Source organism: Sphingomonas sp., from assembly GCF_035998645.1.
Classification (GTDB): domain Bacteria; phylum Pseudomonadota; class Alphaproteobacteria; order Sphingomonadales; family Sphingomonadaceae; genus Sphingomonas.
In genome coordinates this window covers 703,916-728,312 of the sequence record NZ_DASYHL010000003.1, presented here as the reverse complement: position 1 = coordinate 728,312, position 24,397 = coordinate 703,916, and the positions used below count along the sequence as shown (strand labels likewise).

Genomic DNA, 24,397 nt, shown 5'->3' with positions numbered 1-24,397 from the left:
GGGCCGGTGCCGCGCGCCGCGCAAGCGGCGCCTGACAAACTAGCGCGTCGCGTTATACTTCAGCTGCGCGTCCGTTAGCTGGAACCCCACCAGCGCCTCGAACGTCGCGCGCAGCACCGCCTGGCGCACTTCGGGGCGGGCCAGTGGATCCATGGCCGCGGTCTCGTCACCCGCCTTGCGCTTCGCCAGAATCTGGCGGCGAATATCCTCGGGCAACGTCGCCGCAGCGCGCGAGACATAGGCGTTGGCAGTGCCGCTCGCCTGCGCACGCGCCTGACCCGGCTCGAAGCGCAACGTTACCTGCGCCACGCGCTTCGACACCACCGACGTGCCGCCCTGAACCACCGTCACGAAATAGGGCAATGTCACTTCGCGCGCGCCCTCGGTCGAGCGGCGGCTCGCTTGAACTTCGAACGCGATGTCGCTGCGGATCATCTCGCCGCTGTCGTCGCAATTGGAGGTGACGTTGGTCAGCGTCGCGGTCACGTCGATTGCGGTCGACGCCGTGCTGTCCGCCGGATTGAACAGGGTGATGTCGCCGGTCCCGGCCGGAACGCCGATGCGCGGGCAGGCCGAACGGACCGCAGTGATGCCGCCCTCGGCAATGTCGCCCTCACGGGAGCAGGCGGCGAGCGCCAGCGGGATCGTCGCGGCGAGAGCGAGTTTGCGAAAGTTCAACTGGGGCACCTTTCCCGAACAAGACATGCCTGCCTCCGCCATTTCTGGCGGACCCGGCCCGGCGGCGGGCACCATAGGCAGGGCGTCGGCTTCCCGCAACGCCCATCCGGCGGCTTTCGCAGCCCAGCCCGGAGGGCGTCTTTCGCAGGACGCCCGGATCGCGTAAGGCGACCGCGATGACCGACATGCACAAGCCCGTCCTTGAACTTCTCATCGCCGCGCCGCGCGGCTTTTGCGCCGGCGTGGACCGCGCGATCCAGATCGTCGAGCGCGCGATCGAGCTGCACGGCGCCCCGGTCTATGTCCGGCACGAAATCGTCCATAACAAATATGTGGTCGATACGCTGAAGGCGAAGGGCGCGATCTTCGTCGACGAACTCGATCAGGTGCCCGACGGCGTCCATGTCGTCTTCTCGGCGCATGGCGTCCCCAAATCGGTCCCCGCCGCCGCGCAGGACCGCGGCCTGTCCTATTTCGACGCCACCTGTCCGCTGGTGTCCAAGGTGCATCGTCAGGCCGAACGCCTCGTCGCCGCCGGTCGCCACATCCTGTTCATCGGCCATGCCGGCCACCCCGAGGTGATCGGCACCTTCGGCCAGGTGCCCGACGGCGCAATGACGCTGATCGAGACCGAAGAGGACGCGAATGGCTTTACCACCGACGCGCCCGACAACCTCGCCTTCCTGACCCAGACGACACTGTCGGTCGATGATACCGCCGCGATCCTCGCTATTCTCCAGGCACGCTTTCCCGCGATCGTCGCGCCCAAGGCCGACGACATCTGCTACGCCACGTCGAACCGTCAGGCGGCGGTGCGCGCCATCGCCGGATCGTGCGACCTGGTGCTGGTGATCGGCGCTCCCAACTCGTCCAACTCGCTGCGCCTCGCCGAAGTGGCGGAGCGTGAGGGCACGACGTCGAAACTGATCCAGCGCGCCGACGACCTCGATTTCGACTGGCTGGCGGGCGTCGGCACGCTCGGCATCACCGCGGGCGCCTCGGCCCCCGAAGTGCTGGTACGCGAAGTGATCGACCGCATCGCCACCCGCTACGCCGTCACCGAACGCATGGTCGAAACCGCACAGGAAACGATCACCTTCAAGCTGCCCAAGGGGCTGGAGGCGGCGTGACGAACATTCCTCCCCTGCGAAGCAGGGGAGGTGGCAGCGCGAAGCGCTGACGGAGGGGGCGTAGCTGCGATCAGCGATATGCCGGGGGCATATCGCAGCAGCGGAGCCGGCTTGCGAAGCAAGCCGTTGGGCGCAGAGAGCGGAATTTTGTCGAGATGTTCACGGCCGTCTACGCGGCCGCCCCTCCACCACCCGCTGCGCGGGCGGTCCCCCTCCCCTGAGACAAGCTCAGGGGAGGAATGATCGGGCTTAGCCACTCGATAATGCCAAATCCGCCTTGCCCCGGTTCTACCCAGCATCTACCCGCGACCCTCGAACACGCCACACGCACGGGGACCCGAATTGGCAGTCTACACCCAGGTCTCGGCCGAGGCGCTTTCCGCTTTCCTCGCCCGCTACGACGTCGGCGAACTGGTCTCTGCCAAGGGGATCGCGGAGGGCGTCGAAAACAGCAACTACCTCGTCGACACGACGCAGGGCCGCTTCATCCTGACGCTCTACGAAAAGCGGGTCGAGGCGGGCGACCTGCCCTATTTCATGGACCTGCTAGCGCATCTCGATGCCAAGGGCCTGTCGGTCCCGCCGGCGATCGTCGACCGCGACGGCGTAGCGATCCAGACACTGGAGGGCCGCCCCGCCTGCCTGATCAAGTTCCTGTCGGGCGTCTCGCTCTCGCACCCCACCCCGGCTCAGGCCGAGGCTGCGGCGCGCGCGATGGCCGACATGCACGCCGCCGTCGCCGATTTCGAACAGGACCGGCCCAATTCGATGGGCGTCGACAGCTGGTGGCCGCTGCTCGAACGTTGCGGCCACAGCCTCGACCAGATCGCGCCGGGGCTGCACGACGATCTGCGCACTGCACTCGACCACGTGCTGAGCGCCTGGCCGCGCGACGGCTTCGACCGCTGCGCGATCCATGCCGATCTGTTCCCCGACAATGTGCTGATGCTGGGCGACACCGTCACCGGCCTGATCGACTTCTATTTCGCCAGCACCGACATCCGCATCTACGACCTCGCGGTGATGCACAGCGCGTGGAGCTTCGACGCGACCGGTGAGACCTATCATGCTGAGATCGGCGACGCCCTGCTGCGCGGCTATCAGGCGCGCTTCCCGCTATCGGACGCCGAACGCGCCGCCTTCCCCCTGCTCGCGAGCGGCGCGTGCATCCGCTTCGCTTTGTCGCGCGCGTTCGACTGGCTCAACACCCCCGCCGACGCGCTCGTCACCCGCAAGGACCCGCTCGCCTATGTCCGCCGCCTCCATCACTATGAACGCATGAGCCGAACCGCATGACCGAACTCCCCCTCGTCGAAATCGCCACCGATGGCGCGTGCAAGGGCAATCCCGGCCGTGGCGGCTGGGGCGCGCTGCTGCGCATGGGCACAGTCGAAAAGGAATTGTCGGGCGGCGAGCCGCACACCACCAACAACCGCATGGAGTTGATGGCCGCGATTCAGGGGCTAAAGGCGCTCAACAAGCCGTGTCGGGTGAAGCTGTCGACCGACAGCCGCTATGTCATGGACGGCCTGACCAAATGGATCAAAGGCTGGCAGCGCAACGGCTGGAAGACCGCCGATCGCAAGCCGGTCAAGAACAGCGACCTGTGGATCGAACTGCTCGACGCCGCCAAGCCGCACCGCATCGAATGGCAATGGGTCAAGGGCCATGCCGGCCACCCCGACAACGAACGCGCCGACAAACTGGCGAGCGACGCGGCGTTGCGGGCGTGAGGCCAGCGCTTCAGTTCGCCTCCGTTGCCACCCGCTGGCGTTCGGTCTGACGCGCGATGTGCGCGAGCGAGAACCAGAAGATCGCGAATAGCGCGATGCTGAACCCGCTCGACCAGGCGAGCTTCTCCCAGCTCGGATTTTTCAAATTGAAATAGCCCAGCTGGAAGATGTTGAGCGCGACGATTCCGCGTAACATCCATTCGACGTTCAATTTGTGCAGGATGTAGCTACCAAACGGCGCCATGAACAACACCACCGGATAAGCGCATAGCCAGGTGCGGACCTGATAGTCGGTGATGTCGCCATCCCAAAAGAAGCGATAGGCGTAACCAAGGATGCTGATCGCCGCCATCACCATGATGCTCATATGCGTCGCGACCTTCTCGTCCATGCGAAAGCGCGTCACGAGCATCGTGTAGAGGACGATATCGGCGCCGGTCCCAAACAGGCTGGCGCACATGCCGCCTGCGATCAGGACCCCGGCGAGCATCGCATGATCGGCAGGTCCCTTTGCCTCGAGCACCAGTTGCGCGCCGCGATGCTTGCTCGACACATAGGCCAGTGCAAAGGTCAGGATCAGGCTGAGGAACAGCGCCTGGATGATGAAGACCGGGATCGCTTGCAGCAGCAGCATGCCGAGCACGAAGCCCAGAAAGCTGACCGGTACGAACCACAGGAGGGGCGCATAGGCCGCGAGATTGCGCCCCTTGCGCGACAGGATCCAGATGCTCGCGCTGGTCATCCCGACCGACTGGATCATCAGGCTGAAGTCGCGCGCCATCTCGCGCTTGATGTCGAAAAACACGCTGAGAACGGGAAACGCCACCGCGCCCCCGCCCTCCGGCGTCAGGCCGGCGACGAACGCCCCGAGGACCATGATCGCGGGATAGTGCCAATGGTCGAGCAGGAAGGGGATCGAGTTGAGTGCGGCGAACAAGACCACCCACAACACCATCATGCCGGCATACCAGCCGCGGAATATCCGGCTTTCGAAGAACATTCCCCGCCCCTTGTGCTGCGCCGTCAATTCATCCCATCGCGACGTAATCCGGCGCGCGGCTTGTCAGTCTTCCTCGACCGGCGCTCCGGGTCCGTTCTTCAGGATCGACTCGATCGCATTCTTCGCCGACGCCTTGCTCGAATAACCCTCGGTCCAGAAGATGATCTCGTTGTTATACTTGAACTTGGCGACGTACTCGCCAGCCTTGTTCTGCTCGATCACGAACTTGTGGGCCATTGAACGCTCCTTCGTTGCGAAGTCCCAACGATAGCAAAGCCGCGACGCCCGTCCAGCGGTTCAGGCGCGGAAGCGCCGGATCGAGTAGCGCTCGGGGTCGAGATGCGCGGCAATCGGATCGGCCGGGCGGTCGAGCAGCATCGCCGCCGCCAGCTTCGATGCGGCGGGCGCGGTCTGGATGCCGAAACCGCCCTGCCCGGCGCACCAGAACAGTCCCGGCACTGCCGGGTCAAAGCCATAGACCGGCAGCCGGTCCGGCGCGAAGGTGCGCAGCCCCGCCCAGCGCCGCTCGACCGCGTCGACTCGCCAATCGACTGCGCTGGCCAGCTTGTCGATCGCGACCGCGACGTCGATTTCCTCTGGCGCGGCGTCACATGGGTCGGTCGGGATCTCGTCATGCGGCGACAGCCAGATGCGCCCGCCCGCTTCGGGCTTGAAGTAGAACCGTTCATGCGCGTCGCGGACCAGTGGCAGCGTCATGGGCGCGGGCGGATCGACGCGCAGCTGCACCACCGTCCGGCGCAGCGGCCTCATCCCCGTCGGCGCAGCACCCGCCATCGCGCCCACCGCTTCGGCCCAGGCCCCGGCAGCGTTGACGAGAACATCCGCAGTGAAGGTCCCAGCCCGCGTCCCGATCGTCCAACCTCGCTCGCGCACCAGCCCGGTGACAGCCGCGTCGCAGACCAGCTCCGCCCCCGCCCGCCGCGCAGCGCTCAGATATGCGCCGTGCAGCCGCGCAACATCGATGTCGCTACAGGTCGGATCGTACAGCGCATCGGTCCATTCGGGGCGCAGGCCGGGGCAATAAAGCGCGGGATCGACCGCATCGAGCGCAACCCCCAACGCCGCGAACTTCGCAACATAGCCGTCGATGACTGCGCGGTCCTCGCGCCGGGCGATGAACAGTTCGCCGCGCGGTGACAGGAACCCCTCGCCCCCCATCTCCGGCGGCGGGTTATGCAGGAAATCGCCCGACGCGATCACCAGCGGCTGAACGTCCGGCCCGCCATAGGTCTCAGACCAGAACGCTGCGGAGCGCCCGGTGGCGTGATAGCCGGGATGCTCCTCCCCCTCCAGGATCAGGACGCGGGCGTGCGGCGCGATCTCTGCCGCCAGGCTCGCTCCGGCAATCCCCGCACCAATAATCGCAACGTCGTACTGGCTCATCCGCGCCGCGCCCGCGCTTCCAGGAACAGGTCGATTTCGCCGATCGCGCGATTGCGTACCTTGTCCGCCTCACGCAGAATCTCGTGCGCGCTTTCCTTGCCGAAGCGGACGATCCGCGCATCGGGCAACCGCGCCACCATCGCCAGCGCCGCTTTGGCATCAACCAGCCCGTCATGCTCGGCGATCAGTGCCAGCACCGGCACGTCCATCCGCTTGAGCGCCGGATTGGTGCGCAACTCACGCGTCGATCGGAACGCCTCGATCACCCATTTCCAGCTTGGTGGGCCGGTAACGTTGCCGGGGTTCGCCTGCTGCCACCAGATTTCGTCGTGATAGCGATCGGTGTCGTGGGTCAGCAGCGATTCGCGCGTGTCGGTGGTGTAGGGCCGCTCGTTCGACTTCCATGCAGGCCGCGCTGGATTACCCAGGCCGCCCAGCACGTGCGCCAGCCGCTCACCCAGCGCCGCACCGAACGGCCCTTTTAGGCCCAGCATTGGTGCGATCAGCACGGCGGCGTCTGGCCGCGCCACCCCTTCGACCAGCCCGCGCAGGACCAGATGCCCGCCCATTGAGTGGCCCATGATGATATGCGGTCTGGGGGTCGCGGCCTTCCAGTCGGCCACGAAGTCGCGGAAATCGGCGATATACTGCGCGAAATCCTCGATATGTCCGCAATTGCCGGCATCGGTTAGCCGGCCCGACCCGCCCTGCCCGCGCCAGTCGAACGACGTGATCGTCCAGCCGCGATCCTGCCAGTGGGCAAAGCTCTCCAGATATTTCTCGAAGACATCGCCACGCCCGCCCTGGAACAGGATCGATCCGCGCGGCGTGCCGCTGGCCGGCCAGGCGAAACAGCGCAGCACCCATCCATCGCGTGTGGTCCAGTTGGTGACGCTGGCGCCGGCGGGGATCGCGCGGCGATCGAACGGGGAAACGGTCATGGGCGCTGGTTACGGTTTGGAAAGCCCTCCCGTCTAGGGTTCGATTGAGATGGGGGAAATTGCACCTGCGATTCTGCTGGGCCTGCTGGTCCTGATCCTGGTTTCGGCCGGGATCGAGGACGCGCGAATCCGTGAGATCTCCAACTGGAAGAACGCGGCGATCGCGCTGTTGGCGCTGCCATGGTGGTTTGCGATGGGGCTCAACCCGTGGCCCGACATGGCGATCCAGCTGGGTATCGCGCTCGCGGTGTTCGCGCTGTTCGCTGCGGCCTTCCATTTCGGGATGATGGGCGGCGGCGACGTGAAGATGATCGCCGCGCTCGCTTTGTGGTTTCCATTCAATCAGCTGGTGACGTTGCTGGTCATCATGTCGCTCGCGGGTGGAGCGATCACCTTGGTGATGCTGGTCGAGAAATGGGTGCGCCGCCGCAGCGAGCAACCGGAGGTTCCTTATGGGATCGCCATCGCCATCGCCGCGCTGCTCACACTTCGCGAACCGATTTTTAACCCCTTCTTGTGATGCTTAACGCCAGAGCAACCCGGTCGGACAAAGAAAAGGCCTGAGACGTCATGGATGGACGGAAGATCATTCTGCTGGTGGGGGCGCTGTTTGTGGCCGCGATCACCGCGTTCATGGCGCGCAGCCTGATGACGGGATCCTCGGCTCCGGTCGCGGGCGCCGCGCCGATGCCCGGCCAGCCTGCGCCGGTCGATGCGATCGAAGTTCTGGTCGCAACCAAGGCGCTGCCCGTCGGCACCATTCTCGGCCCCGATTCGATCAAGTTCGTCGCCTGGCCCAAGGATCTGGTCGAGGGCGCCTATTTCCAGAAGGACGGCACCGACCTTGCCAAGCTGCAGGGCACCGTGGTCCGCTTCGCAATTCCCGCAGGCCAGCCGCTGACGCAGGGCGCGATCGTCAAGCCGGGCGACCGCGGCTTCCTCGCCGCTGCGCTGTCGCCTGGCATGCGCGCTGTGACCGTGCCGGTATCGGCGCAGGCCGCCGTCGCCGGGTTCATTTTCCCGGGCGACCGGGTCGATCTCATCCTGACTCAAGCGGTCGCGGGTGGCGGCGATGGCCCGCCGCTCAAGGCGTCGGAGACAGTGCTGCGCAATCTGCGCGTGCTCGCCACCGATCAGCGCACTGACAAGCAGCAGGACGAGGAGGGCAAGACCGTTGTCGCCACCTATTCGACCGTGACGGTCGAGGCGACGCCGCGCATTGCCGAAAAGATCGCGGTCGCGCAGACGCTCGGCACGCTGTCGCTGTCGCTGCGCTCGATCGCCGACAACACCAGCGAGCTGGAACAGGCAATCGCTTCGGGTGAAGTGACGATGCCCGATGGCAGCGATCCCAAGGCGGAAAAGGCGATGATCGCCCGCCTCGCGTCGCGGCCGTCCGAAGGTGGCAGCACGCTGACCACGGGTGCCGATGTGTCGCGCTTCCAGCGCAGCACCGTGCCCGGCAAGCCGCGCGACGAAAGCATGATGGCCGACGCGGGCGCACGTCCGGCGGGCGGCGGCTATCCGGGCGCGGCGGCAGCCGGTGAAGGTCCGATCGTCAAGATTTCACGGGGCAATGCGGTCACGGTTGTCCCGGTCGGGGGGAAGAATTGAGATGCGTGTGAGGGGAAACAAGCTCGGCGGAACGCTCGCGGCGGTCGCCGTGCTGGCGATGCCGGCGGCAACGCTTCCGGCACCGGTGCTGGCACAGACCGTCCATGCCGCGCCGCGCGACATGGTTCAGATCGCGACCGGGCGTGGGCGTCTGATCACGCTCAACGCGCCGATGTCTGACATCTTCGTTGCCGACAGCAACGTCGCCGACGTCCAGGTCCGCTCGCCCACTCAGCTGTGGGTGTTCGGCAAGAAGGCTGGCGAGACGACGGTCTATGCGACAACGAAGGCGGGCAAGGTGATCTATTCAACCACCGTCCGCATCGGCAACAATTTCGACAGCGTGCAGGGGATGCTCGACACGGCGATGCCCGAATCGAACATCACCGCGACGACGATGAACGGCTTCGTGCTGCTCACCGGCACCGTCGCCGCGCCGCAGGATGCGGCCGAGGCGGAGCAGCTAGCACAGGCGTTCGTCGGCGAGGAAACCAAGATCCTCTCGCGCCTCAAGACCGCGACCCCGCTGCAGGTGAACCTTCAGGTCCGCATTTCCGAGGTTAGCCGCAGCTTCGCCAAGAATATCGGCAGCAACTTCACCACGCTCGACGGATCCGGCGGGTTCAAATTCGGTATCGGCAGCGGCCGTCAGCCCGCGGCGAGCTGGACCACCGATCCTCGCCTCCCACTCGGCGTCGGCGGCAATGTCACGGGCTATACGAACGATCCGATCACCGGCGCCCTGGTCCAGCAGCCGGGCACCGCGATCACGCCGGGGCCCCAGCGCACGACGATCGGCGGCCTTGGACGGTTGTTCGGCCTCGACATTCTTGGTGCGCTCGACCTTGGCGAAACCAATGGCCAGGTCTCGACGCTCGCCAACCCGAACCTCACCGCGTTGTCGGGTGAGACCGGTTCGTTTCTCGCCGGTGGCGAGATCCCGATCCCGGTCAGCCAGGGACTTGGCGCGGTGTCGGTCGAATACAAGCAGTACGGCGTCAGCCTCGCCTACACGCCCACGGTGCTCGCCGATGGCCGCATCTCGCTGCGCGTCCGTCCCGAAGTGTCGCAGCTGTCGGCCGCCGGATCGGTGACGATCGGCGGCGTGCAGATCCCGGCACTCACCACCCGCCGCGCGGAAACGACGGTCGAGCTGGGATCGGGGCAGAGCCTGATGATTGCCGGCCTGCTGCAGAATTCGCACGACAATTCGATCGACCAGACCCCGGGCCTTGGCAATGTGCCCGTGCTTGGCGCGCTGTTCCGTTCCAACGGGTTCAAGCGGAACGAGACCGAACTGGTCATCGTCATCACGCCGTATCTGGTAAAGCCCGTCGACGGGAACCAGATCGCGTTGCCGACCGACGGGTACAAAGCCCCTGACGATGCCGAACGCGTGCTGCTCGGCCGCCTCGGCGGATCGGACAAGGGCGGCAAGCGCCCGACGCCACAAATGGCCCCGCCGGTCGGTGCCGAACCGTCGCTCGGCGCGGCAACCCCGATGCAGCCCGGCCCGCAGCCCCGGCCCGAACCGGTTCAGCCAGTGGCGACTCCGGCGCAGCAGCCGGCACCCAAGGGTGACACCAAAGACAAGCGCAAGCGCGGTGCGGCCCCCGCACCGGGTTTCGGTTTCAATTGATCGCGGCGAGGAACGACCATGTCGAAGCGTAACACGATCCTATTGCTGAGCGCCGCGGCCAGCCTGTTGTCCGCATGCGGCGCAGGCAGCAGCACGGGCCTCGAATCGGTCAACCAGCCGGTCGTTGCCCGCACCGACTATGTGTTCGATGCCTCCACCGACGGCAGCTATCTGGCGGCGGGCGAACAGGCACGGGTCGCCGGCTGGCTTGCCTCGTTGCGGCTCGGCTATGGCGACCGCCTCTACGTCGACGACCCCGCAGGGACCGGCGCCGCGCGTCAGGTGGCAACTGAGGCCGCGCGCTATGGCGTGCTGCTCTCCGGCCCCGCCCCGGTCACCACCGGCGCGGTTCAGCCGGGCATGGTTCGCGTGATCGTCAGCCGGATGAAGGCGAGCGTGCCCGGGTGCCCCGACCGCCGCGACACCGGCGAGGGAAGTTTCGGCGGCAAGACCAGCTCGGGCTATGGCTGCGCGGTCAACGGCAACCTTGCCTCGATGATCGCGCGTCCGGAAGATCTGGTGCGCGGCGAGCCCGGCTCGCCCACCGCCGATCCGGCGCAGATCACCAAGTCGATCAAGGCGCTGCGCGAAGCCGCGCCGTCCGGCGGCGGCGGAACCACGGTTAAAGCCGAAGGCACGGGAGGAGGCGGACAGTGAACGCGCCCTTCAACCCGCAGCGCGCCGCGCATCGCGAGCCGTTCGTTGCGTTCGTATGCGACGAGACCACCGCCGAAGCGATCCGCCCGATCGCAATCGAACAGGGCTGGAACCCGGACAAGGTCAATAAGGGCGGCCTGCGCAACGCCGTGCAGACGCTGTCGGTTTCGGCCAGCCCGAACATCCTGTTCGTCGACCTGTCCGAAAGCGGCGACCCGCTCAACGACATCAACGCACTTGCCGAAGTGTGTGAACCGGGCACCGTCGTGATCGCATCGGGACAGGTCAACGATGTCCGCCTGTATCGCGACCTCGTCGCATCGGGCATTCAGGACTATCTGCTCAAGCCGCTCAACCCCGACGTAATGCGCGAAGCGTTCGTGCACGCCCAGGCGATGCTCAGCGCGCCCAAGCATGTCGATGCGTCGTCCGACCGTCCGCATTGCGCGGTCGCGGTGATCGGAACGCGCGGCGGCGTCGGTGCCTCCACGCTAGCGACCTCGCTCGCGTGGCTGATGAGCGAGAAGAGCGGCCGTTCGACCGCGCTGCTCGACCTCGACGTCCATTTCGGGACCGGCGCACTGACGCTCGACCTCGAACCCGGACGCGGCCTGACCGACGCGATCGAAAATCCCAGCCGCATCGATGGCCTGTTCATCGAACGCGCAATGGTGAAAGCGTCGGACAAGCTGTCGGTCCTGTCGGCCGAAGCCCCGATCAACTCGCCGGTGATGACCGACGGCGCGGCGTTCTTCCAGCTTCAGGAAGAGATCCGCTCGGCATTCGAATGCACCGTGGTTGATCTGCCGCGGTCGATGCTGGTCAACTACCCGCACCTCATCTCCGACGTGCAGGTGGCGGTGCTGGTGACCGAGCTGACGCTCGCCGCCGCGCGCGACGCGATCCGCATCATCAGTTGGTTCAAATCGAACGCTCCGCATACCCAGCTGATCGTCGTGGCAAACCGCGTGCCCACCGGGGTGCTCGAGATCAGCCGCAAGGACTTCGAAGGCTCGATCGAGCGCAAGATCGACTATGTCATCCCGCTCGACAGCAAGACTGCGGTGCAGGCCGCCAAACTCGGCAAACCGCTCGCCGAGGCGGGAAAGAACGTCAAGGCGCTCGCCCCGCTCGCCGACATCGCCACCCGTGTGATCGCGATCACCGATTCGGGTGAAGAGGTCAGCCGCGACAAGGGCAAGAGCAAGGGCGGCAAGGGCGGCTCGCTGCTCGGCAAGCTGACCAGCTCGATGAAGCTCGGCCGTAAGGCAAAGGCATAACCGGCGCCGGCTGCGGCCGGCACCCCGTGACGGAGGCGTGAGAGAGTGGAATTGCTCCCGATGGTGATGTTGGCGGGCGGCACCTTCATGGTGCTGGTGCTGCTCATCCTCGCCTTTTCCGGGCCATCGGCGAAGGCGGAGGGCGCACGCCGCCTGACCGGCCTGCGCGATCGCCATGCCGGCGTCGTCGGCGCGGGCGCGGTCGAGGCGCAACTGCGCCGCATCTCAACCACCCGCGCCACCCGGATGGACAATGCGGCAGCGCGGTTCCTGCCCAACCCGGCCCAGCTCGGCAAACGCCTCGCGATGACCGGCAGGAACTGGTCGGTCGGCCAGTACGGCATGGCGTCGGCCGGCATCGTCGTGGTGGTCGCCGCCGCGCTGATGGTTCAGGGTCTGCCCGTGCTGCTGGCGTTGCTAGTCGGCATCGTCGTCGGTGGCGGCCTGCCGCACATGGCCATCGGCTTCCTGATCAACCAGCGCATCGCGAAATTCACCGCCAAGTTCCCCGACGCGATCGAACTGCTGGTCCGCGGCCTGCGCTCGGGCCTTCCGATCACCGAAACGATCGGCGTGGTGGGTGCAGAGGTTGAAGGACCGGTGGGCGAGGAATTCCGCTCGATCAGCGACAAGATGAAGATCGGTCGCACGCTCGATCAGGCGCTGCAGGAAACCGCCGACCGGCTCGGCACGCCCGAATTCCAGTTCTTCTGCATCACCATCGCGATCCAGCGTGAAACCGGCGGCAACCTCGCCGAAACGCTCGCCAACCTTGCCGAAGTGCTGCGCAAGCGCAGCCAGATGAAGCTCAAGATCAAGGCGATGTCGTCGGAATCCAAGGCGTCGGCCTATATCATCGGCGCATTGCCGTTCATCGTTTTCGGCATGATCTGGATGATCAACGACACTTATATGCAGGGGTTCTTCATCGATCAGCGGCTGATCATCGCCGGCGGTGGCGGGATCGTCTGGATGGGGATCGGGGCCTTCATCATGGCCAAGATGATCAATTTCGAGATCTGATGCGATGATGACCACCCCCACCGCACCCACCCTGCTCGGCGTCGACGTCTTCTACGTCGCAACGATCCTGGCCGGGGTAGCCGCATTCAGCGTGCTGCTTGCCATCTATGCCGCCGTGTCGGTGCGCGACCCGATGGCAAAGCGCGTCAGAGCGCTCAACGAACGGCGCGAACAGCTGAAGGCCGGTATTACCGCATCGACCAGCAAGCGCCGCGCCAAGCTGGTTCAGAAGAACGCGACCACCGACCGCATCCGCGACTTCCTGTCCTCGCTCAAGGTCCTGCAGGACTCGCAGGTCCAGACCGCGCAGATCAAGCTGATGCAGGCCGGCATCCGGTCCAAGGATTATGCCGTCGCCGTCATATTCGGCCGCCTGGTGCTCCCGATCGTGATCGGCGGGACGATGGTGTTCCTGGTCTATGGCACCGAACTGTTCTCGGACTGGACCCCGCTCAAGGCCTATGGCCTCGTCGCGGGCAGCGCGATCCTGAGCTACAAGGCGCCGGACATCTACCTCAAGAACAAGATCCAGAAGCGGTCCAGCGCGATTCGCAAGGGCATTCCCGACGCGCTCGACCTGCTGGTGATCTGCGCCGAAGCGGGACTCACCGTCGATGCCGCATTCGGTCGCGTCTCAAAGGAACTGGGCAAAGCCTATCCTGAGCTAGGCGAGGAATTCTCGCTCACCGCGATCGAGCTGGGGTTTCTCACCGATCGCCGCCAGGCCTTTGAAAATCTGGCGAAGCGCATCGACCTCGACTCGGTCCGCGGGGTCGTCACTACCATGATTCAGACCGAGAAATATGGGACGCCGCTGGCTTCAGCGCTGCGCGTCCTCTCCGCCGAGTTCCGCAACGAACGCATGATGCGCGCCGAGGAAAAGGCCGCACGCCTGCCCGCGATCATGACCGTGCCGCTGATCCTGTTCATCCTGCCGGTGCTTTTCGTCGTCATTCTCGGCCCGGCAGCCTGCTCGATCAACGACGCGCTGATGACCGGGTAAGGCCCCGTGCAAGGCGGAAGCTGCCGACGGAGCGGATCTAGCTGCGGCAAGAACGCATGATCAAGGCGAGCCAGCCGGAGGCGTGACCAGCGAGTGGCTGCCGCCGCATGTGCGGGCGGAAACCGCGCCGCAGCACTGATCCCGCGCCGGGTGATCCCGCGCCGGGTCAGCGTCCGCCGAGCAGCACCTGCTGATAATGCTCGACCACGGCGGCAAGGGGTCTGCCCGCGCCGTCGAGGACGATGGCGCGATGGCGCACCACCACCCCGGCCGCAGGGATGCGACCGGGGCGAGAGGTCCACGACCCATAGGTTTCCCGGCGGGGCGATAGCGGCAGGATGACGCGGCCGAACGGCGCATCGCTGGTTTCGAGCGCAGCGTTCATCTCCGGGGTCAGCCGGCTGGCGACGTACCAGTTGGTCGCCTCCGACAGCAGATGATCGCCGCACATCAGCCGCACGCGGCGGTATCCCAGCATCTCGTCCTTGCCGACCTTCAGCCGGGTGCGCGCGGGCGAGGCGCTGGCGACGACGCGGCCGCGCTTCACCTCGGCACGAACCCGCGGCGGATCGGCAAGGCCCAGTGCGGCGCAGCGCGATTCTAGCACCTGAGTCGCAGTCCGCGCGGCGAGCAACTCGGCATTGAGGCGTTCGACAGGCGTCATCTGGGCAGCGGCAACAGCCTCGATCAGCATCGCGAAGGGAAGCATCGCGCTCATCGCAGCAGACGCCCGGCATGCGCCGCGATCCGCAGCGCAGGGGGCAGGCAATAGGCAGCGCCGCCGGGCAAGTCGAGGTGCTTCGTCATGCCCGGGGTGCTAGGGTCCAGACCCATAACTGGCAATGATCGTGATTGCCCTGGACCCCAGCGCGCCGACTAGCCGTACGCGAGCCGCATCGACGGCGCCGGTACGGAGGTCGGGGGGCGCTCGCCTTTCGCCGAGCCGTTGGCCTGTTCGGCAAGCGTGGTAATCTCCCGCATCAAATTGCGTGCAGCCGCCGAAGTCTGTTCGACCATCGCGGCATTCTGCTGCGCGGTCTGGTCCATCGCCGCGATAGCGCTGGTAATCTCGCCAATCGCCGAAGACTGTTCGGCATTCTCGTTCGCGATCGTGTCGAGCAGTTGATGCACGTCCGACACATTCTCCGAAATCCCGGTCAATGCGCCATCGACCTGACGCACCGCCTCGACCGCGCTCATCACCTCGGCCTGGGTGACGGTCAGCTGGTCGCGGGCGCGCTTAGCCTCTTCCTCGGCGCGCATGGCGAGCGCGGAAACAAGGTCGGCGACGACGGCAAAGCCACGGCCTGCCTCCCCCGCCCGTCCCGCTTCGACCGCCGCGTTCATCGCAAGGACGCGCGTCTGGAACGCGATTTTATCGAGACCCTCAATGACGTCGTCGATCCCCTTTGCGGATTCGCTGACCCGCCCCATCGCGCTCACCGCATCCTCGGCGACGCTCCGTCCCGCGGTGACCGCGCGCATCGCCCCATCGGCGCGTGCGACGGTCTGCCCCGCCGCTTCGGCGGTCGCGCGCAGCCGCTGATCCATCTGGAGCACCGACGCGTTGGTCTCCTCCAGGCTGGCCGCCGTCGCTTCGGTCCGATGCGCCAGATCGTCCGACGCGGCCACGATCTCGCTCGCTCCCGTCAGCACCGCATCGCTGGTCTGGGAAATCGACACCAGCAGCGCATTGAGCGCAGCCTCCCGCTGCTGTGTTTCGGCGGCGGCTCGGTCGCGTTCGGCCTGCGCTTCCTCGAAATAGACCGTCACCGCCAGTTCGATGTCGAGCAGCACCGCCTTCAGCAGCACGGCGAGCTGGTCGGCATTGCCGGTGTCGTCGCGATTCAGCCAGCCGCGCTTCTGCGATCCCAGATAGTCGCGGATCAACTGATCCATCACGATCGCATAGGACCCGACATACCAGCGCGGCTCCAGGCCGATGCGGGCATGGACCTTGCCGACGCGACGGACGCTTTCGAGATAGTCCTGGTCGAACCTGCCGCTCCACAGTTTCTTCCAGTGCAGATCCTGCAGGCTGCGGGCCGACGTCATGTGCGCGGCGTCGCGGAAATGGGTGCGCAGGCTCGGCGTCTCGGCGATCTTGTCGTAGAGCCGTTTGTGGGCGGCGGCGACCAATGGCTGCAGCTCGCGCCCCAATTCCTGCAGCGTCTCGCGCTGGGTCTCGTCAAGGCCGATAAACGCGAGCCGGGGACCCAACATCTCATTAAGCATCTGGCGAACCTCTCAGTTAAAACGAGGAGGCTCCCTGTTCGATGCCAGCGTGGATCTCGTTCCACGAGAGCAACGACGGGAGCGTCGATGCTATCGTAGAACGGGTCCAAAACGGCCGGACGGCACCGGCAAAAATAATCGGAACGAAGTGGTCCGATTAACGTGCGCGTAACGCAGATTGCGCCGCCGCCAGCCGCGCGATCGGCACGCGATAGGGCGAGGCAGAGACGTAATCGAGCCCGGTCTGCTCACAGAATGCGATCGACGCGGGATCGCCGCCATGCTCGCCGCAAATGCCGAGCTTGATGTCAGGCCGGGTCGCACGGCCGCGTTCGGCGGCGATGCTGATCAGCTCGCCGACGCCTTCGACATCCAGGCTGACGAACGGATCGCGGGCGTAGATGCCCTTTTCCACATAGGTGGTCAGGAACCGCCCCGCATCGTCGCGGCTGACGCCCAACGTCGTTTGCGTGAGGTCATTGGTGCCGAAGCTGAAGAATTCGCCGACCTCGGCAATGTCCCCGGCGCGCAGTGCGGCGCGGGGCAGCTCGATCATCGTGCCGACCAGATACTCGATCGTCCGCCCCTGTTCGGCGAACACCGCCTGCGCGGCGCGATCGACGACGGTCTTCATCAGCTCCAGCTCGCGCCGGGTGCCGACCAGCGGGATCATCACTTCGGGCACCGGCGCCGCGCCGGACTTCTCCGCAACGGCGCACGCCGCCTCGAAAATCGCGCGCGCCTGCATCTCGTAGATTTCGGGATAGGTAACGCCGAGGCGACAGCCGCGATGGCCGAGCATCGGGTTGAACTCGTGCAGCTCCGCAGCGCGGCGACGCAGCGTTTCGACATCGAGCCCTGCGGCCTTGGCGACTTCCTCGAACTCCGATTCCTCGTGCGGCAGGAATTCGTGCAGCGGCGGATCGAGCAGGCGGATGGTGCAGGGCAGCCCGACCATGACCTCGAAAATCTCGATAAAGTCGCTGCGCTGTTCGGGCAGCAATTTGTCGAGCGCAGCGCGACGCCCCGCCTCGTCGCTCGCCAGAATCATCTGGCGCACCGCGGTGATGCGGGCAGCGTCGAAGAACATATGCTCGGTGCGGCACAGGCCAATGCCTTCCGCCCCGAACTCGCGCGCGGTGCGGCAGTCGAGCGGGGTTTCGGCGTTGGTGCGCACCTTCAGGCGGCGCACTTCGTCGGCCCACACCATCAGCGTGCCGAAATCGCCGGCCAGTTCGGGCTGGATCGTCGGAACGGCGCCCAGCATGACTTCGCCTGTCGAGCCATCGATCGTCAGCACTTCGCCCTCGCGCACTTCGCGCGTGCCGATGCGCATCACGCCTTCCGACGCCTTGATCGACAACGTGCCCGCGCCGGAGACGCAGGGACGGCCCATGCCGCGCGCCACCACGGCCGCGTGGCTGGTCATGCCGCCACGCGCGGTCAGGATGCCCTTCGCCGCGTGCATGCCGTGGATGTCTTCCGGGCTGGTCTCGACGCGGACCAGGATCACCGCCTCGCCATTAGCAGCGCGCTTTTCGGCGGTGTCGCTGTCGAACACCGCGATGCCCGACGCTGCGCCGGGCGAGGCCGGCAGCCCCTTGGTCAGCACGTCGCGCGGTGCGCTGGGATCGAGCGTCGGGTGGAGCAGCTGGTCGAGCGCTGAGGGATCGACGCGCAGGATCGCCTCGTCGCGGGTGATCAGCTCTTCATTGGCCATGTCGACCGCGATCTTGAGCGCCGCCTTGGCGGTGCGCTTGCCCGAGCGGGTCTGGAGCATCCACAATTTGCCGCGTTCGACCGTGAACTCGATATCCTGCATGTCGCGATAATGGCGCTCAAGCTGGTCGAACACGCGCGCCAGCTCGGCATAGGCCTCCGGCATCGCCTCTTCCATCGACAGCGGCTTGGCCCCTGCCCGCTCGCGCGCGGCCTTGGTCAGATATTGCGGCGTGCGGATGCCAGCGACGACATCCTCGCCCTGCGCATTGATCAGGAACTCGCCATAATAGGCGTTCTCGCCAGTCGCGGGGTCGCGGGTAAAGGCGACGCCGGTGGCCGAGGTGTCGCCCATATTGCCGAACACCATCGCCTGGACATTGACCGCCGTGCCCCAGTCGCCGGGAATGTCGTTGAGGCGGCGATAGACCTTGGCGCGCTCCGATTGCCATGATCCGAACACCGCGCCGATCGCGCCCCAGAGCTGGTCATGCACGTCCTGCGGAAACGGCTTGCCCCACAGTTCGACGACGATCGCCTTGTATTCCTCGACCAGCGTCTGCCAGTCGGCGGCGGTCATCTCGGTATCGAGGGTGTAGCCGCGATCCTCCTTGGCGATCTCCAGCGCTTCCTCGAACCGGCCATGGTCGAGTTCGAGCACGACGTCGGAATACATCTGGATGAAGCGTCGATAGCTGTCCCACGCAAAGCGCGCGTCGCCGCTGATCGTCGCGAGGCCAACCACGGTTTCGTCGTTGAGGCCAAGGTTGAGGACCGTGTCCATCATCCCCGGCATCGACACCCGCGCGCCGGAGCGGACCGAGACCAGCAGCGGGTCCGCCGCATCGCCGAAGGTCTTGTCGGTCACCCCCTCGATATGGGTGATGCCGGTCGCCACCTCAGCCTTCAGGCTGTCGGGAAAGCTCTCGCCATTGTCGTAATAGAGCGCGCAGACCGGGGTCGAAATGGTAAAGCCGGGAGGCACCGGAAGGCCGATCGACGCCATCCCATCGAGGTTCGCGCCCTTGCCGCCGAGCAGGTTCTTGTCCCCCTGGCCACCGTCGGAAACATTCCCGCCGAAGCGGTACACATAGCGAGTCATTCAAACCCCTTCCGTGACTTGGCGCGGGGCGTACCGCAGGTGCGAAGAGGGGGAAAGGGCCTGTCCACCGCTGTCAGGAGGAAGAAATGCTACAGCGGTGTGAAATTTGCGGGTGGGGGGCGGCAATCTTAGCCCCTCCCCTTCAGGGGAGGGGTTGGGGTGGGGCCTATCGTCTTGGCGAGCGGTCTCGGTGAGATTTCACTGCCCCACCCCCAACCCCTCCCCTGAAGGGGAGGGGCTTGAGAGACGCTACCCCTCGATCTTCCCGAAATCCGCCACGCGATGCACCGCATCCCGCATCCGCGCCAGCAACGCCAGCCGCGCCGCGCGCTTCGCCGGGTCGCTGTCGTTGACCATCACGCCGCTCTCCTTGTCGAAGAACGCATCGATCGGCCCGCGCAGCGTCGCGAGCGCGGCCATCGCCCCTTCGAACGCCTCCGCCTCAACCGCAGCCGCAGCCTTTGGCGCGGCAACGTCTAGCGCGGCGATCAGCGCCGCCTCTCCGGGTTCGGGCGTGTAGGACAGCGGAGCCGCCGCCTCGGCCTGCGCCGGGGCGACGAAGCCTTCCTTTTTCAGGATATTCGCCGCACGCTTGTACCCGGCGAGCAGGTTCGCCCCATCCTCGGTCGCCATGAACGCCTGAAGCGCATGGACACGCGCGAGCAAGCGGACGAGATCATCCTCCCCGCCCAGCGCAAACACCGCGTCGATCAGGTCGTGACGGACACCGGCCTCGCGCTGCTGGACCTTGAGGCGGTCGGCGAAGAAGTCGAGGAGCTCGTATGCGAAGGTCGGGTGAGCCTCGCCCAGAGGAGCAAGCTTCTGGCCGTTCGGAGACAGCTTTTCATACGAGTCCGCATCAGCCAACCAGAGGCGGCGATAGAAGCCGTCAAAAATCTGATCGGCCTTACCCGCAGCGTCCAGCAATTTAAAACGCAGACCATTCGTCAACACCGTCGAGACAACTGCGAGAACGGCGCGGCGCAGCGCAAACGGGTCCTTCGATCCCGTCGGTCGTTCCCGTGCGGCAAAGAACGCGAATAGGATGTCCAGCTTATCCGCCAGCGACACCGCCACCGTGACCGGCGCAGTCGGCACGTCATCCCCCTGCCCGACCGGCTTGTAATGATCGCGGATCGCGGCGGCGACTGCGGGGTCTTCGCCCTGCGCGGCTGCGTAATAGCCGCCCATCAGGCCCTGCAGCTCGGGGAATTCGCCGACCATGCCGGTGACGAGGTCGGCCTTGGCCAGCCGCGCTGCGCGTTCGGCGAGAGTGGCCAAATCCGTCGCCCCGGCGAAGGCCGGGGCCGCCTGAGGCTCTTGCGTCGCGCCATCGCGGGCGGCCCCGGCCTTCGCCGGGGCGACGATGCCTTCCTCCACCAACCACCGCGCGAGTTTCGCGACGCGATCGACCTTGTCGGCGACGGTGCCCAGCTTCTCATGAAACACGATCTTTTCGAGCTTGGGACGCAGGTCATCCAGCTTCGTTTTCAGATCGGTGTCGTAGAAAAACCGCGCATCGCTCAGCCGCGCCGCAAGCACCTTCTGGTTGCCCTCGACAATCCGCTCGCCACCATCCGCCGCGTCGATATTCGCGGTACAGATGAAGGCATTCGCCAGCTTGCCCTCAGCATTTGTGCAGACAAAATATTTCTGGTTCACGCGCGCGGTGAGCTGGATCACCTCGGGCGGGACATCGAGGAACGCCGCGTCGAAGCGGCCGAGCAGCGGCACCGGCCATTCGGTGAGGCCGGCATTCTCGATCAGCAGCCCTTCATCCTCGACCAGAGTCAGGCCAGCCTTGTTCGCCGCCAGCTTCGCGCCGACCGCGATGGTCGCGCGGCGTTCATTCTGGTCGACGATGACATGGGCGTCGCGCAGCTGCTCGACATAGCTCGCGGCGCTCGCAATCGTAATCGCGTCGGGATGATGGAAGCGATGGCCGACGGTGACGGCACCGGACTTCACGCCCGCGACCTCACACGCCACCACCGTCTCGCCCAGCAGCGCGACGATGCCCTGCAGCGGGCGGACCCAGCGCAGGCTCTCGGTGCTGAGCGACGCCTCGCCCCAGCGCATCGATTTGGGCCAGGGGAAGGCGCGGACGATTGCGGGGATCGCTTCGGCCAGCACCTCGGCAGTCGCGCGGCCCGGCTTGTCGATCACTGCAAACAGCGTCGCGCGGCCCTTCACGTCGCGGGTTTCCAGCGCGTCGCGGGTCAGCCCTGCCTTGCGCAGGAAGCCGTCGATTGCCGCATCGGGCGCGTCAGCGGGCGGGCCTTTCAGCTCCTCGCTCACCGCCGCCGTCTGCTCGGGCAGGTCGCGCGCGATCAGCGTCAGGCGGCGCGGGGTCGCATAGGTGACCAACGCACCCGCCTTCAGGCCCGCCTTGTCGAGTTCGGCGGCAAACAGGCGCGCAAGATCCTCGCGCGCCTTGTCCTGCATGCGTGCGGGAATTTCTTCAGAGCGGAGTTCGAGGAGGAAGTCGGTCACAGGCTCCACTCCGGGTACTTGGCGCTCCAGCCGGGCTTCATGTGTTCGATATACGCCTCACAACTGCCCTTCGCGAGATCGCGGACGCGGCCGATATAGGCCTGGCGCTCGGCGACCGAGATGACGCCGCGCGCCTGCAACAGGTTGAACAAATGGCTCGCCTCGATCGCCTGTTCATAGGCGGCGATGGGGACATTGTTGGTCAGGCAATTCTCGCACTCGGCCATCGCCTTGCGGAAGCCTTCGAACAGCGTGTCGGTGTCGGCGACCTCGAAGTTGTACTTCGACATCTGCCGCTCGTTCTCAAGGAACACGTCGCCATAGGTGACGCCGGCATCGTTGAACGCCAGATCGTACACGCTGTCCTTGTTCTGGATGTACATGGCGAGGCGTTCGAGGCCGTAGGTCAGCTCGCCTGCGACCGGCTTGCAATCGAACCCGCCCATCTGCTGGAAATAGGTGAACTGAGTCACCTCCATCCCGTCGCACCACACTTCCCAGCCAAGGCCCCAGGCGCCGAGCGTCGGCGATTCCCAGTCATCCTCGACAAAGCGGATATCGTGCTTGAGCGGATCAATGCCGATCGCGGTCAGGCTGCCGAGATAGAGTTCCTGCAGGTCGGGCGGGCTGGGCTTCAGGATCACCTGATACTGGTAATAATGCTGCAGCCGGTTGGGGTTCTCGCCATAGCGGCCATCGGTCGGGCGGCGGCATGGCTGAACGAACGCGGCGTTCCACGGCTCCGGGCCGAGCGCGCGCAGCGTCGTCGCGGTGTGGAAGGTGCCGGCACCCATGCGCATGTCATAGGGCTGAAGGATCAGGCAGCCCCGCTGGCTCCAATAATCATGGAGGCGCAGGATCATGCCCTGGAAGCTGAGCGGCGTGGTCATGGTGCCGGGCTTTGGCGAAAGGGCGATGCAGGGTCAACTGCGGTTGACGCGAGCGGCGCGGGCGGCTTTGAAGGGGCGATCATGTTGAAACGCCTGATCGCCCCCCTCGCCGCCCTGATGCTCTCCAGCTGTTCGCTGTTCGGCGAGGATGCCGACCCCGCTTTATGGGTGGTCAAGGATGCGGACACGACCATCTACCTGTTCGGCACGGTCCATGTCCTCAAGCCCCGGATGCACTGGTTCGACGAAGGCGTGCGCGTGGCGTTCGACGCGAGCGACGAAGTGGTGCTGGAAATCGCCGAGCCTGATCCACAGGCCATCGCCGCGCTGACCGCACAGCTCGGCACGCGCGGCGGCCCGCCCTTCGCGCCGGAGGTCGATGCGGCGGCGCGCGACCTCGGAATGCCGGCCGGCGCGATCGACAAGCAGGAACCGTGGCTGGCGGCGCTGACGCTGGCACAGCTGGCGGTGAAGAAGGCGGGCTATGATAGCGGGAATGGGGTCGAGGCGACCTTGTCCGAGGCGGCGGAGGATGCCGGCAAGCCGGTCAAGGCGCTGGAATCGGCGCGGGGGCAGCTGATGCTGTTCGATGGCCTGTCGGGCGCGGCGCAGAGCGCGATGCTCGAGGAAACGGTCAAGGCGCTCCCGGGCACCAAGGCGCGGCTCGACAAGTTCGTCGCCGCCTGGGCGAAGGGCGATGCCGAAAGCGTCGGGGCCGAGATGAATCGCGGCGCGCTCGCCTCGCCCGAAGTGGCCGACGCGCTGATCACCCGCCGCAACGCCCGCTTCGCCGACTGGGTCGCGGCGCGGATGAACCAGCCCGGCACCGTGTTCATCGCGGTCGGCGCGGGGCATCTGGCCGGCAAGGGTAGCGTGCAGACGCTGCTGGCCGAGCGCGGGATGACGGTCGAGCGGGTGGTGTACTAACGCATTCGTCCCCTGAGCGTGCTCAGGGTAGGGGGACCGCCGCCGAAGGCGGTGGTGGAGGGGCGGCCGCCCAGACGGCCGTCAACAGCGCGACAAAATTCCGCCCTCTCCGGGGCGGCCCCTCCGTCAGCGCTGCGCGCTGCCACCTCCCCCAGCGAGCTGGGGGAGGAATGGGATGGACTTTCCCGCCCCTCTCCCCTATAGGCGCGCGCTTCCGGTCAGGGTCATCCCTGGAGGCCTGATCGGGAATGGAAACACTTTAGCGCATTGGAACGACATATGAGCGACACGCTTACGCTGTCGGCCGAGACGCGCGACCGGGTTGGCAAGGGAGCCTCCCGGGCGCTGCGTCGTGAAGGCCGCGTCCCCGCCGTGATCTATGGCAACAATCAGGAACCGACCAGCATCCATCTGGATGAGCGCGCGCTGTACAAGGCGCTGCACACCGGCCACTTCATGAACTCGGTCGTGATGATCGAAGGTCTGGACGGCAAGGCGATCCGTACGATTGCAAAGGACGTCGCTCTCGACGTGGTGACCGAACGTCCGGTCCATGTCGATTTCCTGCGCATCGGTGAACACACCACGGTCACCGTCGCGGTGCCGGTCGTGTTCGCCGACGAAGAGGAATCGCCCGGCCTGAAGAAGGGCGGCGTGCTCAACATCGTCCGTCACGAGCTGGAGCTGGTGTGCGATGCGGCCGAGATCCCCAGCGAGATCACCATCTCGCTCAAGGGCCTCGAGCTTGGCGATTCGCTGCACATCTCGGCCGTCACGCTGCCCAAGGGCACGCAGAGCGCGATCGACGACCGCGACTTCACCATCGCGACGATCGCCACCCCGGCGGCGCTGAAGTCCGAAGGGGCTGAGGACGCGGACGAGGCAGCAGAAGGCGAGTAAGCCTTTCGCGGCATCTGCCGATCGATTAC

22 protein-coding genes are annotated in these 24,397 nt (G+C 66.0%); 12 read left to right on the top strand and 10 right to left on the bottom strand.

The genetic code is table 11. The features are described from left to right. Window positions 1-39: 39 nt before the first annotated feature. Window positions 40-705, bottom strand: a complete 666-nt coding sequence (locus tag VGN66_RS07365) for a hypothetical protein (RefSeq protein ID WP_414713184.1) — start codon at window positions 703-705, stop codon at window positions 40-42. 149 nt (window positions 706-854) lie between these two features. Between VGN66_RS07365 and ispH the strand changes: the two genes are divergently transcribed. From ispH to rnhA, 3 genes are all read left to right on the top strand, one after another. Further along, on the top strand, window positions 855-1,808 hold the full coding sequence (gene ispH / locus VGN66_RS07360) for a 4-hydroxy-3-methylbut-2-enyl diphosphate reductase (RefSeq protein ID WP_327518198.1): 954 nt from the start codon (window positions 855-857) through the stop codon (window positions 1,806-1,808). Between the two features lie 342 nt (window positions 1,809-2,150). Further along, a complete protein-coding gene (gene thrB / locus VGN66_RS07355) occupies window positions 2,151-3,104 on the top strand; it encodes a homoserine kinase (protein ID WP_327518197.1) in 954 nt (317 codons plus the stop codon). Beyond that, window positions 3,101-3,541: a ribonuclease HI gene (rnhA, locus tag VGN66_RS07350; protein WP_327518196.1), complete on the top strand. Its 441-nt coding sequence runs from the start codon at window positions 3,101-3,103 to the stop codon at window positions 3,539-3,541. Before thrB ends, rnhA begins: the two co-directional genes overlap by 4 nt. A 10-nt stretch (window positions 3,542-3,551) precedes the next feature. Here the strand turns inward: rnhA and VGN66_RS07345 are convergent, their stop codons facing one another. From VGN66_RS07345 to VGN66_RS07330, 4 genes are all read right to left on the bottom strand, one after another. Next, complete coding sequence (locus VGN66_RS07345) at window positions 3,552-4,541, bottom strand: sulfite exporter TauE/SafE family protein (RefSeq protein WP_327518195.1); 990 nt, start codon at window positions 4,539-4,541, stop codon at window positions 3,552-3,554. 63 nt (window positions 4,542-4,604) lie between these two features. Further along, on the bottom strand, window positions 4,605-4,778 hold the full coding sequence (locus tag VGN66_RS07340) for a YegP family protein (protein ID WP_327518194.1): 174 nt from the start codon (window positions 4,776-4,778) through the stop codon (window positions 4,605-4,607). 60 nt (window positions 4,779-4,838) lie between these two features. After that, window positions 4,839-5,945, bottom strand: coding sequence for an FAD-binding oxidoreductase (locus tag VGN66_RS07335; RefSeq protein ID WP_327518193.1), 1,107 nt, complete (start codon window positions 5,943-5,945; stop codon window positions 4,839-4,841). Further along, window positions 5,942-6,886 (bottom strand): alpha/beta hydrolase, encoded by a 945-nt coding sequence (locus tag VGN66_RS07330; protein WP_327518192.1) that lies wholly within the window; start codon window positions 6,884-6,886, stop codon window positions 5,942-5,944. Before VGN66_RS07330 ends, VGN66_RS07335 begins: the two co-directional genes overlap by 4 nt. Before the next feature lie 49 nt (window positions 6,887-6,935). Between VGN66_RS07330 and VGN66_RS07325 the strand changes: the two genes are divergently transcribed. From VGN66_RS07325 to VGN66_RS07295, 7 genes are read left to right on the top strand one after another with little or no spacing between them, the layout of a single operon-like run. Then, window positions 6,936-7,406, top strand: a complete 471-nt coding sequence (locus tag VGN66_RS07325; protein ID WP_327518191.1) for an A24 family peptidase — start codon at window positions 6,936-6,938, stop codon at window positions 7,404-7,406. A gap of 50 nt (window positions 7,407-7,456) precedes the next feature. Continuing rightward, window positions 7,457-8,500, top strand: coding sequence for a Flp pilus assembly protein CpaB (gene cpaB, locus VGN66_RS07320; protein WP_327518190.1), 1,044 nt, complete (start codon window positions 7,457-7,459; stop codon window positions 8,498-8,500). 1 nt (window position 8,501) lies between these two features. Further along, window positions 8,502-10,139, top strand: a complete 1,638-nt coding sequence (locus tag VGN66_RS07315; RefSeq protein ID WP_327518189.1) for a pilus assembly protein N-terminal domain-containing protein — start codon at window positions 8,502-8,504, stop codon at window positions 10,137-10,139. Window positions 10,140-10,157: 18 nt separating this feature from the next. Next, window positions 10,158-10,796 (top strand): CpaD family pilus assembly lipoprotein, encoded by a 639-nt coding sequence (locus VGN66_RS07310; RefSeq protein WP_327518188.1) that lies wholly within the window; start codon window positions 10,158-10,160, stop codon window positions 10,794-10,796. Next, window positions 10,793-12,076: a pilus assembly protein CpaE gene (locus VGN66_RS07305; protein ID WP_327518187.1), complete on the top strand. Its 1,284-nt coding sequence runs from the start codon at window positions 10,793-10,795 to the stop codon at window positions 12,074-12,076. The genes VGN66_RS07310 and VGN66_RS07305 overlap by 4 nt, the downstream gene beginning before the upstream one ends. A gap of 45 nt (window positions 12,077-12,121) precedes the next feature. Next, window positions 12,122-13,099: a type II secretion system F family protein gene (locus tag VGN66_RS07300; protein ID WP_327518186.1), complete on the top strand. Its 978-nt coding sequence runs from the start codon at window positions 12,122-12,124 to the stop codon at window positions 13,097-13,099. A 7-nt stretch (window positions 13,100-13,106) separates the two neighbouring features. After that, window positions 13,107-14,102, top strand: a complete 996-nt coding sequence (locus tag VGN66_RS07295) for a type II secretion system F family protein (protein ID WP_327518185.1) — start codon at window positions 13,107-13,109, stop codon at window positions 14,100-14,102. Window positions 14,103-14,268: 166 nt separating this feature from the next. Here VGN66_RS07295 and VGN66_RS07290 read toward each other — a convergent pair whose 3' ends face one another. From VGN66_RS07290 to VGN66_RS07270, 5 genes are all read right to left on the bottom strand, one after another. Continuing rightward, on the bottom strand, window positions 14,269-14,820 hold the full coding sequence (locus VGN66_RS07290; RefSeq protein ID WP_327518184.1) for a hypothetical protein: 552 nt from the start codon (window positions 14,818-14,820) through the stop codon (window positions 14,269-14,271). Window positions 14,821-14,978: 158 nt separating this feature from the next. After that, on the bottom strand, window positions 14,979-16,322 hold the full coding sequence (locus VGN66_RS07285) for a globin-coupled sensor protein (protein WP_327518182.1): 1,344 nt from the start codon (window positions 16,320-16,322) through the stop codon (window positions 14,979-14,981). A 172-nt stretch (window positions 16,323-16,494) separates the two neighbouring features. Next, window positions 16,495-19,158: a pyruvate, phosphate dikinase gene (ppdK, locus tag VGN66_RS07280; RefSeq protein ID WP_327518181.1), complete on the bottom strand. Its 2,664-nt coding sequence runs from the start codon at window positions 19,156-19,158 to the stop codon at window positions 16,495-16,497. 249 nt (window positions 19,159-19,407) lie between these two features. Further along, entirely contained in the window at window positions 19,408-21,651 is a 2,244-nt protein-coding gene (glyS, locus tag VGN66_RS07275; protein ID WP_327518180.1) for a glycine--tRNA ligase subunit beta, read from the bottom strand. Then, the gene (locus tag VGN66_RS07270; RefSeq protein ID WP_327518179.1) at window positions 21,648-22,541 is read right to left on the bottom strand and encodes a glycine--tRNA ligase subunit alpha; all 894 of its coding nucleotides are present in this window, start codon (window positions 22,539-22,541) and stop codon (window positions 21,648-21,650) included. The genes glyS and VGN66_RS07270 overlap by 4 nt, the downstream gene beginning before the upstream one ends. 81 nt (window positions 22,542-22,622) lie before the next feature. On the opposite strand from VGN66_RS07270, the gene VGN66_RS07265 reads away from it, so the two are divergent. Both VGN66_RS07265 and VGN66_RS07260 read left to right on the top strand, forming a co-directional pair. After that, a complete protein-coding gene (locus VGN66_RS07265; protein WP_327518178.1) occupies window positions 22,623-23,468 on the top strand; it encodes a TraB/GumN family protein in 846 nt (281 codons plus the stop codon). 279 nt (window positions 23,469-23,747) lie between these two features. Then, window positions 23,748-24,368 carry a 50S ribosomal protein L25/general stress protein Ctc gene (locus VGN66_RS07260; protein ID WP_327518177.1) on the top strand — a complete coding sequence of 207 codons (621 nt, stop codon included), beginning with the start codon at window positions 23,748-23,750 and terminating at the stop codon, window positions 24,366-24,368. Window positions 24,369-24,397: the final 29 nt, after the last annotated feature.

What these genes read in the sequence shown, in the direction of transcription:
- VGN66_RS07365 (WP_414713184.1), bottom strand. Translation starts at nt 705, where the DNA reads ATGTCTTGTTCGGGAAAGGTGCCCCAGTTGAACTTTCGCAAACTCGCT.
- ispH (WP_327518198.1), top strand. Translation starts at nt 855, where the DNA reads ATGACCGACATGCACAAGCCCGTCCTTGAACTTCTCATCGCCGCGCCG.
- rnhA (WP_327518196.1), top strand. Translation starts at nt 3,101, where the DNA reads ATGACCGAACTCCCCCTCGTCGAAATCGCCACCGATGGCGCGTGCAAG.
- VGN66_RS07345 (WP_327518195.1), bottom strand. Translation starts at nt 4,541, where the DNA reads ATGTTCTTCGAAAGCCGGATATTCCGCGGCTGGTATGCCGGCATGATG.
- VGN66_RS07340 (WP_327518194.1), bottom strand. Translation starts at nt 4,778, where the DNA reads ATGGCCCACAAGTTCGTGATCGAGCAGAACAAGGCTGGCGAGTACGTC.
- VGN66_RS07335 (WP_327518193.1), bottom strand. Translation starts at nt 5,945, where the DNA reads ATGAGCCAGTACGACGTTGCGATTATTGGTGCGGGGATTGCCGGAGCG.
- VGN66_RS07330 (WP_327518192.1), bottom strand. Translation starts at nt 6,886, where the DNA reads ATGACCGTTTCCCCGTTCGATCGCCGCGCGATCCCCGCCGGCGCCAGC.
- VGN66_RS07325 (WP_327518191.1), top strand. Translation starts at nt 6,936, where the DNA reads ATGGGGGAAATTGCACCTGCGATTCTGCTGGGCCTGCTGGTCCTGATC.
- cpaB (WP_327518190.1), top strand. Translation starts at nt 7,457, where the DNA reads ATGGATGGACGGAAGATCATTCTGCTGGTGGGGGCGCTGTTTGTGGCC.
- VGN66_RS07315 (WP_327518189.1), top strand. Translation starts at nt 8,502, where the DNA reads ATGCGTGTGAGGGGAAACAAGCTCGGCGGAACGCTCGCGGCGGTCGCC.
- VGN66_RS07310 (WP_327518188.1), top strand. Translation starts at nt 10,158, where the DNA reads ATGTCGAAGCGTAACACGATCCTATTGCTGAGCGCCGCGGCCAGCCTG.
- VGN66_RS07295 (WP_327518185.1), top strand. Translation starts at nt 13,107, where the DNA reads ATGACCACCCCCACCGCACCCACCCTGCTCGGCGTCGACGTCTTCTAC.
- VGN66_RS07290 (WP_327518184.1), bottom strand. Translation starts at nt 14,820, where the DNA reads ATGAGCGCGATGCTTCCCTTCGCGATGCTGATCGAGGCTGTTGCCGCT.
- ppdK (WP_327518181.1), bottom strand. Translation starts at nt 19,158, where the DNA reads ATGACTCGCTATGTGTACCGCTTCGGCGGGAATGTTTCCGACGGTGGC.
- VGN66_RS07270 (WP_327518179.1), bottom strand. Translation starts at nt 22,541, where the DNA reads ATGACCACGCCGCTCAGCTTCCAGGGCATGATCCTGCGCCTCCATGAT.
- VGN66_RS07265 (WP_327518178.1), top strand. Translation starts at nt 22,623, where the DNA reads ATGTTGAAACGCCTGATCGCCCCCCTCGCCGCCCTGATGCTCTCCAGC.
- VGN66_RS07260 (WP_327518177.1), top strand. Translation starts at nt 23,748, where the DNA reads ATGAGCGACACGCTTACGCTGTCGGCCGAGACGCGCGACCGGGTTGGC.